Annotated in this window: 16 protein-coding genes and 1 other RNA gene; 14 read left to right on the plus strand and 3 right to left on the minus strand. The window is 28.8% G+C overall.

From position 1 onward, the window contains the following. The first annotated feature begins 227 nt into the window (after window positions 1-227). Both AOE55_RS00135 and mreC read left to right on the plus strand, forming a co-directional pair. Window positions 228-1,271: a rod shape-determining protein gene (locus AOE55_RS00135; protein WP_013087480.1), complete on the plus strand. Its 1,044-nt coding sequence runs from the start codon at window positions 228-230 to the stop codon at window positions 1,269-1,271. Between the two features lie 51 nt (window positions 1,272-1,322). Continuing rightward, the gene (mreC, locus tag AOE55_RS00140) at window positions 1,323-2,156 is read left to right on the plus strand and encodes a rod shape-determining protein MreC (protein WP_013087691.1); all 834 of its coding nucleotides are present in this window, start codon (window positions 1,323-1,325) and stop codon (window positions 2,154-2,156) included. A 712-nt stretch (window positions 2,157-2,868) separates the two neighbouring features. Here the strand turns inward: mreC and kdsC are convergent. Then, window positions 2,869-3,429, minus strand: a complete 561-nt coding sequence (gene kdsC / locus AOE55_RS00150) for a 3-deoxy-manno-octulosonate-8-phosphatase KdsC (protein ID WP_041855160.1) — start codon at window positions 3,427-3,429, stop codon at window positions 2,869-2,871. 754 nt (window positions 3,430-4,183) lie between these two features. On the opposite strand from kdsC, the gene AOE55_RS00155 reads away from it, so the two are divergent. Both AOE55_RS00155 and murA read left to right on the plus strand, forming a co-directional pair. Continuing rightward, on the plus strand, window positions 4,184-4,432 hold the full coding sequence (locus tag AOE55_RS00155; RefSeq protein WP_013087653.1) for a BolA family protein: 249 nt from the start codon (window positions 4,184-4,186) through the stop codon (window positions 4,430-4,432). A gap of 68 nt (window positions 4,433-4,500) precedes the next feature. Next, window positions 4,501-5,769 (plus strand): UDP-N-acetylglucosamine 1-carboxyvinyltransferase, encoded by a 1,269-nt coding sequence (murA, locus tag AOE55_RS00160; protein ID WP_041855161.1) that lies wholly within the window; start codon window positions 4,501-4,503, stop codon window positions 5,767-5,769. 74 nt (window positions 5,770-5,843) lie between these two features. Here the strand turns inward: murA and AOE55_RS00165 are convergent, their stop codons facing one another. After that, on the minus strand, window positions 5,844-7,310 hold the full coding sequence (locus tag AOE55_RS00165; RefSeq protein WP_013087914.1) for a Do family serine endopeptidase: 1,467 nt from the start codon (window positions 7,308-7,310) through the stop codon (window positions 5,844-5,846). Window positions 7,311-7,962: 652 nt separating this feature from the next. On the opposite strand from AOE55_RS00165, the gene rplM reads away from it, so the two are divergent. From rplM to bioH, 10 genes are all read left to right on the plus strand, one after another. Further along, entirely contained in the window at window positions 7,963-8,367 is a 405-nt protein-coding gene (rplM, locus tag AOE55_RS00170) for a 50S ribosomal protein L13 (RefSeq protein ID WP_013087399.1), read from the plus strand. A gap of 5 nt (window positions 8,368-8,372) precedes the next feature. Beyond that, the gene (gene rpsI / locus AOE55_RS00175) at window positions 8,373-8,771 is read left to right on the plus strand and encodes a 30S ribosomal protein S9 (RefSeq protein ID WP_013087663.1); all 399 of its coding nucleotides are present in this window, start codon (window positions 8,373-8,375) and stop codon (window positions 8,769-8,771) included. A 670-nt stretch (window positions 8,772-9,441) separates the two neighbouring features. Beyond that, complete coding sequence (rsmI, locus tag AOE55_RS00180) at window positions 9,442-10,338, plus strand: 16S rRNA (cytidine(1402)-2'-O)-methyltransferase (RefSeq protein ID WP_080611602.1); 897 nt, start codon at window positions 9,442-9,444, stop codon at window positions 10,336-10,338. After that, an RNA gene (rnpB, locus tag AOE55_RS00185) (RNase P RNA component class A) lies at window positions 10,327-10,683 on the plus strand. The genes rsmI and rnpB overlap by 12 nt, the downstream gene beginning before the upstream one ends. 186 nt (window positions 10,684-10,869) lie before the next feature. After that, the gene (locus tag AOE55_RS00190; protein WP_013087700.1) at window positions 10,870-11,532 is read left to right on the plus strand and encodes a DedA family protein; all 663 of its coding nucleotides are present in this window, start codon (window positions 10,870-10,872) and stop codon (window positions 11,530-11,532) included. 378 nt (window positions 11,533-11,910) lie between these two features. After that, entirely contained in the window at window positions 11,911-13,152 is a 1,242-nt protein-coding gene (coaBC, locus tag AOE55_RS00195) for a bifunctional phosphopantothenoylcysteine decarboxylase/phosphopantothenate--cysteine ligase CoaBC (protein ID WP_013087879.1), read from the plus strand. Next, the gene (gene dut, locus AOE55_RS00200) at window positions 13,130-13,588 is read left to right on the plus strand and encodes a dUTP diphosphatase (RefSeq protein ID WP_013087798.1); all 459 of its coding nucleotides are present in this window, start codon (window positions 13,130-13,132) and stop codon (window positions 13,586-13,588) included. The genes coaBC and dut overlap by 23 nt, the downstream gene beginning before the upstream one ends. 419 nt (window positions 13,589-14,007) lie before the next feature. Continuing rightward, window positions 14,008-14,892 carry a YicC/YloC family endoribonuclease gene (locus AOE55_RS00205; protein WP_013087604.1) on the plus strand — a complete coding sequence of 295 codons (885 nt, stop codon included), beginning with the start codon at window positions 14,008-14,010 and terminating at the stop codon, window positions 14,890-14,892. A gap of 254 nt (window positions 14,893-15,146) precedes the next feature. After that, a complete protein-coding gene (gene pfkA / locus AOE55_RS00210; RefSeq protein ID WP_013087401.1) occupies window positions 15,147-16,151 on the plus strand; it encodes a 6-phosphofructokinase in 1,005 nt (334 codons plus the stop codon). 4 nt (window positions 16,152-16,155) lie between these two features. Beyond that, on the plus strand, window positions 16,156-16,944 hold the full coding sequence (gene bioH / locus AOE55_RS00215; protein WP_013087513.1) for a pimeloyl-ACP methyl ester esterase BioH: 789 nt from the start codon (window positions 16,156-16,158) through the stop codon (window positions 16,942-16,944). A 68-nt stretch (window positions 16,945-17,012) separates the two neighbouring features. On the opposite strand, the gene AOE55_RS00220 is transcribed toward bioH, so the two are convergent. Continuing rightward, window positions 17,013-18,380 (minus strand): class II fumarate hydratase, encoded by a 1,368-nt coding sequence (locus AOE55_RS00220; RefSeq protein WP_013087850.1) that lies wholly within the window; start codon window positions 18,378-18,380, stop codon window positions 17,013-17,015. Window positions 18,381-18,385 lie beyond the last annotated feature (5 nt).

Consider the following 18,385-nt stretch of genomic DNA (forward strand, 5'->3'; position numbering starts at 1 on the left):
TTCAATTTTTATTAATAATAAACTTTCTTCATAGAAAGATATGAATCTTTTAAAAATTTATTTTGGTCCAATTAATGAATAAAAGTAATTGATTTAAGGATAAATTAATATACTGTTTTAATTCATCTGTCTATTTCTATTTTGATTAAAAATATACTGAATTAGAGAATAATAATTTTTATCTAATTTGTTAGTTCAACAATATTATTAATATCAATCAACTTAATATGTTTAAAAAAATTAGAGGAATCTTTTCGAATGATTTATCCATCGATTTAGGAACAGCAAACACTTTAATATACGTTAAAGGACAAGGAATAGTTTTAGATGAACCATCTGTAGTTGCTATTCGTCAAGATCGATCAGGATCTTACAAAAGCGTAGCAGCTGTAGGACGTTCTGCTAAACAAATGCTAGGAAGAACTCCTGGAAATATTGTTACTATCAGACCAATGAAAGATGGTGTGATTGCAGATTTTTATATTACAGAAAAGATGTTGCAATATTTTATAGATCAAGTACATAGTAATAGTTTCATTCGACCAAGTCCAAGAGTACTAATCTGTGTTCCATTTGGAGCAACTCAAGTGGAACGTAGAGCTATCAGAGAATCTGCTTTAAGCGCTGGAGCTAGAGAGGTATTTTTAATCGAAGAACCTATCTCAGCTGCTATTGGAGCTGGATTACCAGTTTCCGAAGCTACTGGATCTATGGTAATTGACATAGGAGGCGGTACTACTGAAGTAGCTGTAATATCATTAAATGGAGTGGTATATTCTTCTTCTGTTAGAATTGGAGGAGATAAACTTGATGAAGCCATTATCAATTATGTAAGAAGAAATTATGGATCTTTAATTGGAGAAGCTACAGCAGAGCGCATTAAACATTCTATTGGTTCTGCTTATCAATCAGAACCTTCTCAAGAAATTGAGGTAAGAGGGAGAAATTTAGCGGAGGGTGTTCCAAGAAGCTTTTTATTAACATCCCATGAAATATTAGAAGCGTTTCAAGAACCATTGAGTGGAATTGTAAGTGCGGTTATGTTAGCTTTGGAAAAAGCACCTCCGGAACTAGCTTCTGATATATCAGAAAAGGGTATGGTTTTGACTGGAGGAGGAGCACTTCTGAAAAACTTAGATAAATTATTAACGGAAGAGACAGGAATTCCAGCAATTATTGCAGAAGATCCATTGACTTGTGTCGCAAGGGGCGGTGGGAAAGCTTTGGAGATGATAGATAATTATTTGGGAGACTTTTTGAGTGACGAATAGTTTATTTTCGATAAAAATATAAAAAATCTTTTAGAAATTTTGTAAAATTATATGAGAAAGAGATATTTTCAGAAACGCAATTCTTTTTTGTTTCCCCTTTTTATAGCATTGTTTTCTATTCTTCTTGTTTATGTTCAGGATATTTATTCAAAAAAATTTTCTAACGAATTTTTTCAGGAAATAAGGGGATTATTTGATGATGTAATCAGTCCTTTCTATAATACAGTTAAAAATACCAAGATGTTTTTTAAATCAACATATGATTTGATAATTGAAAAAAAGAATTTAATCCATGAAAATAGAACTTTAAAAAAAAAGTTCTTATTAAGTCAAGTGGAAATTTTATCTTCTCGATTTCTTAGAAAAGAAAATGATAAATTAAGAGGTTTACTACGTATATCTAGTCTTTCAAATAGATATCAGACAACAGTTGCTAAAGTCATATTGAACATTAGAACTCCTCAAATTAATCAAATCGTCTTTGATAAGGGAGAAAACGATGGTATCAAAATTGGTCAGATAGTCTTGGAAGAAAACGGAGTGGTAGGACAAGTTGTCTCCGTTGGAAAGTGGTTTAGTAGAGCTTCGTCAATTTATGATTTTTCAAACGCTATACCAGTTATTTGCGAAAGAAACGGAATACGTATGGTAGTTCTTGGAAATGGATACAATAACGATTTAAAGCTAGACTATTTTTCGGAAAATTACGAAGATTTTCGTCCAGGAGATATTCTGGTAACCTCTGGATTAGGAGGAAAATTTCCAAAAGGCTATCCAGTGGCCATTACTTCATTTTTTAAATATAATCAATTTCTTTCTAAAGTAGAATACTTTGCAAAACCTATAATTAATTTAAAAAAAATAGATTTTATTGTCATTAAATAGATTTTAATCCTGAAACGGAGATTGAAAAAGTCAGATGAACTTTTTTTTTAAAAAAAAATATTTAATTTTATTTTTAATTTCATTGTTTTTTGAAACTTATTTAATTGAAAATCACAGATTTTTTCTTTATTTTAAGCCTACCTAATCGCGTTATCTATCTTTCTCGAATGGAACGATCTTAAGATCGATCTCAATTCTTTTATATGGAGAAATTTTCTTCTTGGATTATTAAGCGATTTAGTTCAAGGAACTACTATCGGATCTCATTTTTTTTTTATAATAGTCTAATTTTTACTATTCCAAATGGATTTTTTAGAAACAGAAAAAACAAAATGATCAAAAAGATCCTAATTTGGTTCTGTAAACTTATTTTTTTATTTTCTACTATGTATTTGATTGAAAGAACTTTTATTTTCCTAAAAAGTTTTCGCTTAGAATCCTAATTTTGCATACTGATTTCTATAAGATTTTCTGTCTATTTCAGAAATGAATTGAGAGACGTATTTAATTGATATATAAAGAAAATACATTTTTAATTTTTAAAAATCCATTTTGAATACAAAACATCCGTTTTTAAATCAAAATCGATTTTTAACCTTTTAGAACTAAAATAGACTTCAGCTATAAATTCTTTTATTTACGTCTCAAAAAAAATAATTTCTCAAAAAGACATGGACGTTATTGAAATGCTGTTGAACGAATTTTCATATATTTAACTTTTTTCAATCGTATCCAGAGAAATTGTCTTATTTTTTTCAAAAAATAATTTTTTAGAAAAAAGAATAATATCGCAGACTTCTCTAACTGCTCCATTTCCTCCAAATTTTTCAGTAATATAATCTGATTTCTGCAGTACTTTGGGATGAGAGTTCGGAACTGCCACAGAAAATCCTACTTTTGACATCACAGGAAGATCTATAATATCATCTCCAATGTAGGTCACTTCTTCGGATACGATTTGTAATTTATTCAATAAATCAAAATATGCTTCTTCTTTTTCATAACAACCTTGATAAAGATGCCTAATTCCAAGAAAACGAGAACGGTTTTCTAAAGTTTTAGAAACACCTCCGCTAATAATTGCAACTTCTATACCTATTTTTTTTATACATCGAATTCCATACCCATCCTGAACATTAAAAGTTTTGATTTCTTCCCCGCTATTTCCGATATAAATTAGCCCGTTAGTCATTACTCCGTCACAATCACAGATAAGTAGTTTGGTTTTACTTACTTTTTTAAACATTTTAAAATTTTTCAATAAATTGTACATGTCTAGTCAAGCATTTCTAAAAATATTATCTATGACTCTAAAGAAATATTATTATCTTTAGATCTGTATGATTTTATCGAATGATTTCATTGATTGAATTTTCTAAATTCAAAATTTTTTTGAAAAGTTTTCTTTAAAAATTTAATTTTTAAATTATATATTTTACATTTTTATATCTAAAAAAAATTGATAAAAATATTCTTTACTGTCAGAAATTTTAAGCAACTACCTTATACATTACAAGTTATGTTCGAATATTTTTAAAAAGTTATGTATATCATTTTTGAAAAGTTAATATACAAAAGTATAATTTTGACACAAAAATTTTTTTGAAAAATTTTAAAAAATTTAGAAAAAATGATTTATATCGATTTTTTTCTAAGTAATATTCAGTTAGTTGAAATAAAATAAGTTACATTTTTTAGAACATAAAAAACATACATATAATACAGTTCATACATTCTTAAATGAATATCAATTCTCTATCGAATTATAAAATTGAAACTCGATTTATATTTTGTTCAATTTTCTGAAATAATTTGATTATTTCATCAATATGCAGTATATTTTATGAGAAAATGGTACATTTTACATATATCTAGTTAATCTTGATTTGGAATGATTTAATCATTCTTCAGATATGTTTCGTATATAACGAATTTGGTTAGAATTTATTCACATCGTTTAAATAAGAATTCAATACCTTTAATACCTTTTGATTTACATTATTTTCTTTATTCTCAATTTTATTGTTATGGATGTAAAAAAAATTCAGGAAATACTGAACGATGCATTGAAACCCCAAATGGTTTTTGTAACAGGAAATCAGAGTTATTTCAAAATTTTCATAGTAGATGATATTTTTAAGAAAATGAATTCCGTACAGAGACAAAGGAGAGTATATGAAGTGTTAACAAAATATATCAAAGATGGATCTATTCATGCACTTTCAATCTATACATATTCAGTAAATGAGTGGAAAGAAATTGAAAAAAAAGAATAAATAATCTGATTTCTTTTTCATTTTTTATGTATTTCTTTGAATTTAAGAAAAATTAAGACCTTTCGAAAGTGAATACATTTCAATTAAATGGACCTACAAAATTAACTGGGAAAGTTTTTATTTCTGGTTCTAAAAATTCGGCTCTACCTATATTGTTTGCTTCTCTCTTATCCGATAATTCTGTCATCTTATACAATATTCCAAAAATAAATGATGTAAATATTGCAATAAAAATACTCAATCATATTGGAGTCAAAGTTTCGCAAAGAGAAAGACATATTTTCATTGATACTGATAACATGAACAATTTTAGTGTTCCTTATGAGCTATCAAAAAGCATTAGAGCGTCTATCTTAATTTTAGCTCCTCTTATTTCTCGATTTGGTAGAGGAAACATTTTTTTTCCGGGAGGATGCCATATTGGAGAAAGGCCCATTGATCTTCATATTGAAGGATTGAAAAGAATGGGAATAAATATTGAGATAAAAAAGAAAAAATTAACTGCATATATCAAAAAAAAACTAATTGGAACTGAAATATTTATTAATAAAGTCAGTGTAGGTGCAACAATTTCTATTCTGATGGCCGCAACTAAAGCTAAGGGTAGAACTATTATCAAAAATGCAGCTTGTGAACCAGAAATAGTCGACATTTCCAATTTTCTCAATTTAATGGGAGCTAAAATAAAAGGGGCAGGAACAAAAGAAATCAGAATAGAAGGAGTAAAAATATTAAAAGGGGGGGAATACAAGATTTTGCCAGATCGTATTGAAACAGGTACTTTTTTAATTGCAGCGGCTATTTCAAAAGGATCCATAGTTTGCAAAAAAACTGACCCAACTCTTCTTAAAGACGTACTTTTTAAGCTTCGTCAAACTGGTTTGGATGTTCAGGAAGGAAAGAATTGGATCAAATTAGATACTCATGAAAAAAGACCAAAAGCAATAAGTTTTAAAACAGAACCATATCCTGGTTTTCCGACAGATATGCAGTCTCAATTCACTTTATTAAATTCAATAGCTTCTGGAAGAAGTGTGGTTACAGAAACAATTTTCAAAAATCGTTTTATGTTTATTCCAGACTTGATTCGAATGGGGGCTAAAATATGTAGAAAAGGAAATCAAATATTCTGCAAAGGAGTAAAGAGACTCGTTGGAAAAAGAGTATTTGCTCAAGACCTTCGTGGAGCAGCCAGTTTAGTTTTAGCTGGATGCATAGCAGATGGGAAAACGACCGTTCATAATGTTTTGCATATTGATAGAGGATACGAAAATATGGAAAAAAAATTGAGATCTCTGGGAGCTATCATAAAAAAAAGGTCTTTTTTCGAAAAATAAGTTTAAAACGAATCTCATCTTTAAAAATTCAAATTTTAAGAAAATCTTTTATTGTGTTGAAGTTATGAAAGAAACTAGTTTATGTGTTTTCGAAATAATAGATATATACTTTGGTCTCCCCTGATTATATTGAAAGCCAAAACAGTTGGATTTTTTTCTATAATTCTTCGAAATTCAAAGATGTCCTTAACTCTATTTTCGTTTAGATTGATAATTAAATCGTTCTTTTTCAGTCCAATAGATTGCGCAGAAGAATTGGGTAAGACATTTTCTACTCTTACTCCTCGGATCTGTTTTATCGTTCCATTGCTAAATGTTGCTCCTAATACGGATATTGTGATCTTCTTAAGATCGACATGACTTGAATTATCACGTTCTAATATAACTGTAACATCCACTACTTTTTTCTTTCGAAGCAATCCTATCTTAATCAATTTTCCGATTTCCATAATGCTAACTTTGGCACGTAATTCAGCAAAACTATTTATCTTCTTTCCATCCATGTTGACGATGACATCTCCTGGTTGAATACCAGCTTTGTGAGCAGGTGAATATGGTATTACTTCATTAACAAATGCACCTTTTTGAACATCAATATTTAAAGCTTTTGCTACATCTGAAGTAAGTTCTGTTCCTTTAATCCCTAAAACGCCTCTTCTAACTTCTCCATTTCTTATAATTTGATTACTCAAAGATTTTGCCATATTTGACGGAATCGCAAATCCTATTCCAATATTTCCTCCTCCTGGAGCTAAAATAGCTGTATTAATTCCAATTAATTCCCCTCTTAAGTTAACTAATGCCCCTCCAGAATTTCCTCTATTGATTGATGCATCTGTTTGAATGAAATTCTCTATTCCTTCTACGTTCAATCCACTTCTTCCTAATGCGGAGACAATTCCAGATGTTGCTGTTTGTCCTAATCCAAATGGATTACCGACTGCAACAACGAAATCTCCAACTTTAATCTTATCAGAATCTGCAATTTTAATAGCTTTTAAGTGAATTTTTTTAAAAATATTCGAGTTTAGATTTTTGATTTGTAACAGTGCGACATCTGTTAGAGAATCTTTACCAATTAGTTGAGCACTAACTTCTGCACCTTCATTCAGTTGAATCTGTATATCTTGTGCATTATCTACGACATGATTATTTGTTAATACATATCCTTTTTCTGCATCAATTATTACACCAGACCCAATTCCTTCGAAAGGACGTATGCTCTTTTGTTGAGAAGGAAAGTTTGGACCAAAGAAAAACTTAAATTCTTCTGGGATTTGTTGATTATGTATTTTTGTTCCAGATACATGAATGCTAACAACTGTCGGAAGAACTCTTTCTAGCATAGGAGCTAAACTTGGTATGACTTGATGGCTAGATTTAAAACAAATATTGTTAATTGCTTGTAACTCAGAAAAAATCGAGATGATTGATACAATAATTAAAAATTGCACAATATTTTTTTTTGTTTTTTTTATATAACTTTTATCTTTTTCATAAAGTACTTTTTTAGAAACAATCAAATTAAGAAAAGATTTCATACTTTTATTTTGTATCTTTTTTTTAATGTTAAGAAAGAAAGAGAACTTACATATTTAAATATTTTTATCTTTTGATAAAGATTTTAGTAATGAATTTTTTGTTCTTTTATATGTTTTATATCAAGTATTCATAATTGGTTTTATTAAATAAAATAAAAATATCTAAATAATCGAATAATTTTTTCAAATCAAATATTTTAATATGAAAATACAATCCTCCTTTTTAAGGAAACTTATTTTTAATATTTTTTCAGATTTAAGAATTCTTTAGTAAAGAAATTATTTAAGTTCGACTATAAGGAAACATTTTTTAAAAAAAGTAGTCCTTCAAAACATATTTATTTCCAAATATATAGTATATGATCGAATCTAAAAATTTTTCAGTAATTTTTAAATTTTTTCTAAAAAAACTAAGTTTATTTCTATAACATTTAAAATATATGATATAATCGGAATTTTAGGAATCTTTGATAAAATTGTATAGAGAGGATATTGATTTTCTTCCATTGATATACCATAAACCATGCAGAAAATAAGAAATCAAAATATCAAATTAAGAAAAGATCTATATGATTCTTGATCTTTTTCGAATTGTTTCGTAAGTAAATACGTTCTATACTTTCATTTAAAATCTAAAAAACAATCCGATAACATGATAAAGAGAAATTGGTACATTTTTGATGTAAATGGAAAAATTTTAGGAAGAATCGCAAGTTGTATCACACGTTATCTAATTGGAAAACATAAATCAGACTATGCTCCTTATTTGGATATTGGAGATTATGTGATTGTAATCAACGCAAGCAAAATTTTAGTAACAGGGAATAAAAAGATCTCGAAAAAATATTATCGTCATACAGGATATATTGGTGGGATAAAAGAAATTACATTCCGAGATTTGATTGATCGATATCCAGAAAGAGTGATAAAACATGCAGTTAAGGGAATGCTTCCAAAGAATAAATTGGGAAAAAGGATGTACTTAAGGATGAAGGTATATTCAGGATCGAACCACAGACATCAAGTTAATAAACCGAAAGCAATAATCACTGAATAAATTATATGAATCAAAAGAGTTTTGTTTTTTATGGAACAGGAAGGAGAAAATCATCTTCTGCTAGGGTATTTCTTAAGAAAGGAATCGGAAAGATCTTTATAAATAGGAAAAATTTTTTAGAATATTTCAGTAAAGACTCCGAAAGGGAAACTATTCAACAACCATTAAAAGAATTAAACATTTCCAAAGAAATGGACTTATATATTACTGTGAAAGGAGGAGGAGGTTCTGGTCAATCTCACGCAATTAGACATGGAATATCCAGAGCTTTGCTAAAATATGAAAGCAGTTTTTTAAAAAAGTTGAAGAAACTTGGTTTCATTACTAGAGATTCTAGAAAAGTAGAGAGAAAAAAAGTAGGTCTTAGAAAATCACGTAAAAAACCGCAATATTCTAAAAGATAATGAGTAAATGAAATGAAAATGAGTTTATTTCATTTACGGAGTCTTTAATACGAAGAATTTTTTATAAATTTTTGATATTGACATGTTCGTTTTCATGTGAGTTATGAATAGTAAATAGATTTTGATCAATTGATCTAAAAAAATTATTTTTCGGACCAACAATAAGTTTTATCAATTTTTTAAGATATTTTTTTGAATTTTGTACCATTACTTTTTAAATTAACTTAATTAAAGAATGCATTAAACAATGTAAGAATGGAAGATTAAAAATATAATTGAGAGAAATTACTTAATTTTACTTTTAGGTCATTGATCAAGTTTTGAAAAATTTTTATTATTAATTTGATGAACAACTTATTCTTCTAAAAATTTTAAATTTTTGATTTTTAAAATTCATTTATGAAAATATTTGGCATATATAAATTTTTGATCAGAGAGTTTTGATTTGTAAGAACATAAAACAGAAAAGTATAATACTTTTGTTTGATGATCTTTTTCAATAAAATTTTAAATTTTGGATAAATGTGTTTTGAATTTAAACAATTCTATCTCTTTTAAAAATATAAATTTTTACTGATTTAAATCAGAAAATAGTTGAGAAATAAAAAAATTAGAAACTTCAACAATTCATTAGATATCTAATTTATTAATCAGATCCTTACTTCCAACTATGACAAACTTATATATCGTTCCTACTCCGATAGGAAATTTAAAAGATATTACCTTAAGAGCGCTCAATACTTTGAAAGAAGTTGATCTGATTGCAGCTGAAAATATACATCGTACTTCATTAATTCTTAATCATTATCGTATTTTCAAAAAAATAATTTCATTTAATAGAAAAAATGAAGAACGTAAAATTGAAGAATTGATATCAATTCTTATGAGAGGAAAAAAAGTAGCAATAGTTTCTAATTCCGGAACCCCACTGATCAGCGATCCTGGATTTCATCTAGTTAAAAAATGTATTGAAAGACATATAAAAGTTATTCCGTTACCAGGACCTTGTTCAATGATAACTGCCTTATCTGCGTCTGGAATTTCTACCAATCAATTTTGTTATGAGGGATTTTTACCAAGAAAAAATCTCTCTAAAAGAAAAAGATTAAAAAAAATAGAAGAAGAATACAGAACCTTAATATTTTTTGAATCTCCAAAAAGAATTCTAAACACATTGGAATGCATCTCAGACATTTTTGGGAGTTCAAGAGAAGTAGTTTTGGCAAAAGAAATAACAAAAATTTGGGAAACATTCTATAAAGGAAATGCAAAAAAACTAATAAAATTGATTAAACTAGGTGAAATTAAACGAAAAGGAGAGATTGTATTAATTGTAGAAGGGTATACACCTTCTAAAAAAAATGAACATGGATCAATTAATCTAAATGCAAAGAAACTACTCAATCTTCTTTTAAAACATTTGCCTTTAAGAGATGCAATTAAAATTGTTGGAAAATCATATAACTTAAGAAATAACTATTTGTATAATCTTTTTATCACGAATCGTTATATTTTTGAACACGAGTGTAGCTTGTCTGATCGAAAAATATATGAAAGAGTTAATTAGACAATCGCTGTTTTAATAAAAAACGTTTTTAAAATAGAGGAAAGTCCAGGCTCCTTTGGACAGGGTGCCAGAAAGATATCAATTGATCTGGGAAGCGTGAGCTTACGAAAAGTGCATCAGAAAAAAAACCGCCGTTTTTCGGTAAGGGTGAAAAGGAGTGGTAATAGCACACCGCATGAAACGGTAACGTTTCATGGCATTGTAAACTTCCACCTGGAGCAAGGCTAAATAAGGTTAATGCGTCCTCATTATAAACCTGGGTAAGCCGCTAAAAATCGAATATAAAAAAATCGATAGATGAATGATTGTCCTAGACAGAACCTGGCTTATAGGTTAACTCTGTACAAAAAACAGAAGGAAAGCTACACTTCTTTCGTTGATTTTTACAAAATTTAAAACATTGAGAATGAGATAAAATCTAAAGACTCACTTAATTTTCTTTATAAATCAAAAAATCCTCAAATATCTGTCACAGTCTCATTTGCTATAATTCTTTTCATTTGTCGTAAATCGTATAAGGTTAAAAATGAAATGGAATTGATCAAAAATATTTTCGCTTGCATTTGGTATCAAGATTATAATGATATGATAAACTCTTCTTCAGAGTTAACCATCTATCTTGTATTGTTCTTCGTCTTACTTCTTGAAAATGGATTGTTTTTTGCTTCTTTTTTACCAGGAGACAGTTTATTAATACTTACAGGAATATTAGTTGCAAGAAATAAGATTGATTTTTTAAATACTATCGTGATACTAACTACTGGAACAAGTTTAGGATCTTGGATAGGTTATCTTCAAGGAAGATGGCTTAGAAGGAGGAAAAATTTAAAAATCAATGCATTTTTTTCTGAAAAATATCAAAAGAAAGCTCATCTTCTTCTAGAAAGTTACGGATTATTCGCTTTATTTTTCGGTAGATTTTTAGCTTTTGTTAGAACTATTCTTCCAATGATAACTGGATTCTTGGGATTCTCACATAGGAAATTCCAAATATTCAATTGGATAAGCGGTACAATTTGGACTATCGTACTCATGAGTATCGGATATATTTTGAGTATTAGTAACATGTTTCAACGTCATGAAAACAAAATCATGAAGATACTCATCTTCGCTCCACTTTCTTTGTTTTTATTTGGGTTTTTATTCTTTTTGTTTTCTTTTCTAAAAAAGAAATATTTAAAAAAGATAAACTGAAAATGAACTAACTATAGAAGATTGGATTTAAAGGTATATTGATTAGGTATCCTTCAAAAGAATCGTGTTCTTATAAATCTCTATAAAATTCGAGTTACATAGAGTTCTTTAATTAAATATAATTCGAATATCTCTAAGGAGACGTTAAATTTAAATAGAAACCAGAAACCTTGATGGATGATGTTTTCGTAAATTTTCTAGTATATCAACTTTATATTTCTGAAAAAATTTTTTTTGATCAATTTTAATCATCTAGGTCGACACCAACGATTTTCTCAATGATTTGATTGAACTTTAGATAAAAATACAAATGAAAATTTCTTAACAGATTTGAATTTAAATACAAAAGGTTTATCAAACGTTTTTCTTGAATATATTATGAGTAATTTAAAAAATAAAAACATTTTGGTAGGTATAAGTGGAGGAATTGCAGCATATAAAGTTCCGGATTTAGTTCGTAGGTTGCGTAAGAAAGGTGCAGAAGTAAGAATTATCATGACGGAGTTGGCAAAATCTTTTGTAACTCCATTAGTCTTACAAGCAATTTCTGGATATCCAGTTCTACAAAATCAGAATGGAATAATAATTGATCGGAATCAGAAAGAATCTTTTATACAACATATCGATCTTGGAAAATGGGCAGATCTAATTTTATTAGTTCCAGCTACCGCCGATTTATTAGCTAGAATAAACATTGGTATGGCAAATGATTTATTAACAGCCACTTGTCTAGCTTCTTGTAAAAGAATAGCGGTTGTTCCTTCTATGAATACGCAAATGTATCAGGCTAGTACTACACAAAAAAATATTAATGAACTTAGAAAGAGAGGTATTCTGATTTGGGGACCAAATGACGGAGAACAAATCTGTGGAGAATATGGATTTGGAAGAATGCTGGAACCGATTCAAATTATAAACTTAATTTCAAATTTATTTCAATATGATCAAGATATGAAAGGAATTCGAGTTGCAATCACTGCTGGTCCAACTCAAGAAAAATTCGATTCGATAAGATTTTTGAGCAATTATAGTTCTGGAAAGATGGGCTTTGCAATTGCTCAAGCCGCTTCTGAAAGAGGGGCAAAAGTCACACTTATTTCTGGACCTGTTCATTTAGAAACTCCTCCTTGCGTCAAAAGAATCGATGTAATAAATTCTCTTGAAATGTATGAAGAAGTAAAAAAAATTGTCGAAAATCAGGATATCTTTATAGGATGTGCAGCTGTTTCTGATTATAAACCTGAACGTCAGTATTTAGAAGAGAAATTCAAAAGTAACTTGAAAAAGATCAAATTAACTTTAGTAAAAAACATTGATATCATAAGAAGTGTAGGTAAGATGATAAAAAACCGTCCTTATACTGTTGGATTTGCAGCGGAGATCAATTCCGAAGATCTTATATCCAATGCTCATGTAAAGAAAATAAATAAAAATCTAGATTTAATATGTGCAAACAATATTTCTTTGAAAAATCATGGATTTCATACGGAAGGAAACTCTCTATATTTGATTTGGTCAAAAGAAAGAGTTGACTTCTTACCCTATGATCTTAAAATTAGAATTAGTCATCAGTTGCTTAGTAAAGTTTTGCTTGATTATGAAAAAAAAAATAGACGTTAAAATACTTCGAAAATTCAATCAAAAAGAATTATTGATTCCCAAATATGCTACTTCAGGATCAGCAGGATTAGATGTAAGAGTTCTTTTAGAAGAACCAGTTAATTTACATCCTAAACAATCCGAATTATTGCCAACTGGAATTGCAATACATATTAACGATAAAGAGACGGCTGCTATTATCTTACCAAGATCGGGTTTGTCTCATAAATTCGGNATAACTTTGAACAATTCTATAGGTTTGATAGATTCAGATTATCAAGGAGAAATCATGATCTCTGTTTTAAACAACGGAAAAAAAGACTTTTTAATTCGATCGGGATATAGAATTGCACAGATTGTCTTTTTTCCTATTGTAAAAGTAGATTTTAGATTAGTGAGTTCTTTTTCGGAGGTTTCCGGAAGAAACGAAGGAGGATTTGGTCACTCTGGAATATAGAAATAACTGTTCTTTTCAGAGTTATTCATTTTTTTGATTTTTTAAAGAGTAAAGATTCTACATTCGATAGAATAAAGTTATTTTTGAATTTGTATTAATTTCGTTTTTTATCAACATTTTTTGTTTTTTCTTAAATTTTAAATCAAAATAAAATAATCATATTTTCTCCAAAAAACTTTTCATTTTAAATAAAGTGTATTTATTTTCACGAGAATTGTTATCTTGAAAAAAATCAAGAATCTTGATGAAATAAATCGTTGGATTCAATTGAATGTTATACCAATCCTTTTCAGAAATCTCATTTTCATACGTTTATTCTTTTTTCTTTGAGCAGAAATGGTTTGTAATCTATTTTAAAAACATTAAAAAAAGATGAAATTTAATTATTTAAATATCCATTTTGGTTCTGGAGGAATTGAATGTTAGGAATGACTGCTTACGCAAAAAAAAATGCTAAAAATCAATTCGGAAATTTCACTTTAGAAATTTTTTCATTAAATCATAAAAATTTAGAAATCTCCATAAAATTACCTGAAGAAATACAAAATATGGAATTCTTTATAGAAAAATTTATTCGAAGAAAGATAGATCGAGGAAAATTAAGATTCATATTAAAGTTTGAGCCAAGCAAATATTTTGATCAGATCGATGATCGGTTGTTCATAGATAAACGTTTAGTTTTCAGAATTTCTAAATTCTTAAATTGGATTGAAAATAAAATTAAGATTGACTCAAGTTGTTCGATGGATCTCCTAAAATGGCCGGGAGTGATTCGTAAACGTCAAGATAATGATTATCTAAACGGAATGATGATCTTTAACGCCTTTTTATCTTTTAACTTATCTGAATTAATAGATGATCTCATACTATATAAAAGAAAGGAAGGAAACAAAGTAAAAAAAGTTATCCAAAATAAACTGGAAAATTTAGAAGAGAAAATTCGAAAAATACGTTCTCTCATACCTGAATCTGAAATTATGAGCGAAAAAAGATTGAGAGAGAGATTAGATTATTTTAACAGAAAAATTGAAATAGATTTTCTGAAAAAAGATATTCTAACCATTCTTCGTCAATCAGATATCTCTGAAGAAATAGATAGAATTAATTTTCATATTCAATTGTCTAAAGACTTAATACAAAAAGATTATCCGATTGGAAAAAGGATAAATTTCATATTTCAAGAGATTAATAGAGAATCAAATACGATTTCCTCTAAATCAAATCACATTGATATTATCAATTTAGCAATTGAAATAAAAGTATTGGTTGAACAAGCGAAGGAACATGTTCAAAACATCGAATAATTTTATAAATATGTCATTTTTTTAGGATTGAAGTTTTATCAATAGGATTGATATCCGGAAATTACAGCTTTTTTAAATAAATTCGTATTTTCTTTACTTATTTAGATTCATTCTTATGAGTTCAAAACGATTCAAAAATGGTTGAATACATCTATCTTTACATGATTTACAAATCCTGTCAAAGTTATCATATAATACATTTTTAGCTCTAATTAGTCCGTTTTTCTCATTATATATGTATGATTGGGGTTCCCATGATGAATCGAGGAAAAATAAAAAGAATAGGAATTTTAACAAGTGGAGGAGATGCGCCTGGAATGAACGCTGCGATTCGAAGCGTAGTTAAGATGAGTATCTCTCAAGGTTTAGAAATATATGGAATTCATGATGGTTACATGGGTCTTTATGAGAATAGGATTGAAAAGTTAAATAATGGATTAGTTTCAGATATTATTAGTAAAGGAGGAACATTTTTAGGATCAGCTCGATTTCCTGAATTTAAAAGAAGCGAAGAAATCCGAAATCAAGCAGTAAATAACATGAAAAAAAATGGAATAGATGCTTTGATTGTTATAGGAGGAGATGGATCATATAGAGGTGCAAAAAAAATCATTGATTATGGTTTTCCTTGCATTGGAATTCCTGGAACCATCGATAATGATGTTGCTGGAACCGATTATACTATAGGATATTTCACTGCTCTTAATACTATAGTAGAAGCCATAGATCGACTAAGAGATACTTCTACTTCACATAAAAGAATATCTATCGTTGAAATAATGGGACGATATTGCGGAGATCTCACTTTATCTGCAACCATTGCTGGAGGTTGCGAGTTTGTAGTTTTGCCAGAAATTCCATTCGATAAAAAAAAACTATTAGAAGAAATCAAATATGGTCTTTTAAAAGGAGGAGGAAGACATGCAATTGTTGCAATTACGGAATATATATACGACGTAAATAAATTGGCCAAACATATCGAAAAAGAAACTGGTCATGAAACAAGAGCTACGATACTCGGGCATGTTCAAAGAGGAGGAAAACCAGTAGCATGTGATCGAGTTCTTGCATCTAGAATGGGAGCATATTCTGTGGAACTTCTTTTGAAGGGATATGGAAGTCATTGCATTGGTATTCGAAATGATCAATTAATCTATCAGGAAATTTCTGAAGCATTAGAAGGAACGAAAAAAAGATTCAAATACGATTGGTTGAAAATTATTAAGATGTTAAACTGGTCAGAAAACTCGTATCGATAATGAGATGCAAAAAAAACTTTCTTGGAAAACCGTTGGATTTGGCAAACAGAATATCGTTTTGATTCATGGATTTGGTTTCAATTCTGAAGTATGGAAAAATACTATTCATCAAGAAGATAGAAATTTTCGATTTCATCTTATCGATCTTCCTGGCCATGGATGTAATCATCAGGTATTGATTGAATCTGTAGATCAAGTTATTGAAAAAATATGGGAAAATTCTCCAAAAAGAGCCATTTGGCTAGGATGGTCTTTAGGAGGATTGATTGCCTCTGAAATTGCATTAAGATATAAAGATCAAGTTCGAGCTTTGATCACAGTTTCTTCTTCTCTGTATTTTATTCAAGAAAAAAAAGATCATCTACTTTGGCCCGGAATAACAGAGAAATCCTTAAAAAATTTTAAAAACCAATTGAGCGAGAATTTTGAAGAAACAATTCGTCGATTTTTGTTCATTCAAAATCTCGGTTCGAATCTTTTAAAAAAAGATTTAAAAAGTTTGAAAAATTCTATTTTGAGTTATCCTAGACCAAATTTAGAATCTCTCTCTTTTTGGCTAAATGTTTTAAGAAAAATCGATCTTAGAAAAGTTATGTCAAAATTTAAAAAACCTTTTTTACGAATTTACGGAGAATTCGATCAGATAGTTCCAAAATCAGTGATACCTTTAATAAATTTTCTTATTCCAAATTCTCAATCTGTTTTAATCAAAGGATCATCTCATGCTCCGTTTATATCTCATTCAGAGATCTTCAACAAAATAATCTTCTATTTTTATAGAAATCATCGATAAAGTGAAAAACTCTAAAAACATTTCTTAATTTTTAAAATTTTACAATCTCTTCTTTGAACTTGAACCAATTAAATCATCTTTTTTGGGTCAATCCAATCCAAAAATTCTTCTTCTGTAAGATATCCTAATTTTTGATTTGCTTCGAATAAGGTGATATCCTCCTCATAAGCCTTCTTTACTATTTTAGCAGATCGGTCATATCCAATTTTTTCATTTAAAATGGTAGCTAACATCAAAGACTTTTTCAAAAATTCATTTATTCTTTTGTAATTTGGTTGAATTCCGGAAGCGCAATATTTATCAAAATTTGATATACCTTCGGACAATATCCGAATAGATTGCAAGAAATTATTTATGATCATCGGACGAAATGTGTTCAGTTCTAAAATTCCTAAAGATCCTCCAAAATTAATTGATACATCGTTTCCTAGAACTTGAGCACATATCATGTTCATCACTTCACATTGAGTAGGATTCATCTTTCCAGGCATGATGGAGCTTCCTATTTCATGATTCGGAATGAAAATTTCCCCTATTCCACATCTTGGACCGGAAGCAAGAATCTTAATATCATTAGTTATTTTCATCATAGATATTGCTAAACATTTCAAAATACTATGAACGCTAATTATCGCTCTACATGTCGATATCGATTCGAACTTATTTATAGAGACGAAAAAATCTGTATTCAAAGAATTAGAAATCTGATTTACCATCATCTTATCGAAATTAGGAAAAGAATTGATTCCAGTTCCGACTGCAGTTCCTCCGATTGGAAGTTCGAGTAAATCTGGAATAATTTTCTTCAAATCTTTCAGATGACTGGATAAAGAAGTCGACCAAGCTGATATCTCTTGTCCTAAAGTTATGGGAACTGCATCTTGAAGATGAGTACGTCCTACCTTGATAACTTTATAGAAATCTTTCGATTTCTTTTTGAAGGTATTTTTTAAGATTTCTATCGAATTCAATAAATTTTTTTTAATAGATAAGAAAGATGCAATATGCATAGCACTTAAGAATACATCATTGGAACTTTGTCCTCTATTCACATGATCAATCGGATGAACTAATTGTATAAAACAAGATCGATCTTTCGATAACAAGATTTGATTAGCTCGATCAGCTATCACTTGGTTTACATTCATGTTAGTTTGAGTTCCGGAACCCATTTGCCAGACCGTTAAAGAAAATTTTTCTTCATGCTTTCCTGAAATAATTTCTTCTGCAGCTTCAACAATTGCTAAAGATTTCTTTCGGTCTAAAATTTTAAAAGAATAATTAACCTGAGCCGCAACTTTTTTAATTAATGCTATCGAACGAATTAAAATGCTCGGAATTTTCTCGAAATAAATAGAATTTTCTGAACGATCTTTCAAGATCATTTCAGATTCTTCATGATTTTTAGAAAAATTTTTTTTTGAACTTAATGACATTGTAT

It is taken from the genome of Candidatus Riesia pediculicola (assembly GCF_002073915.1).
GTDB classification, from domain to species: domain Bacteria; phylum Pseudomonadota; class Gammaproteobacteria; order Enterobacterales; family Enterobacteriaceae; genus Riesia; species Riesia pediculicola.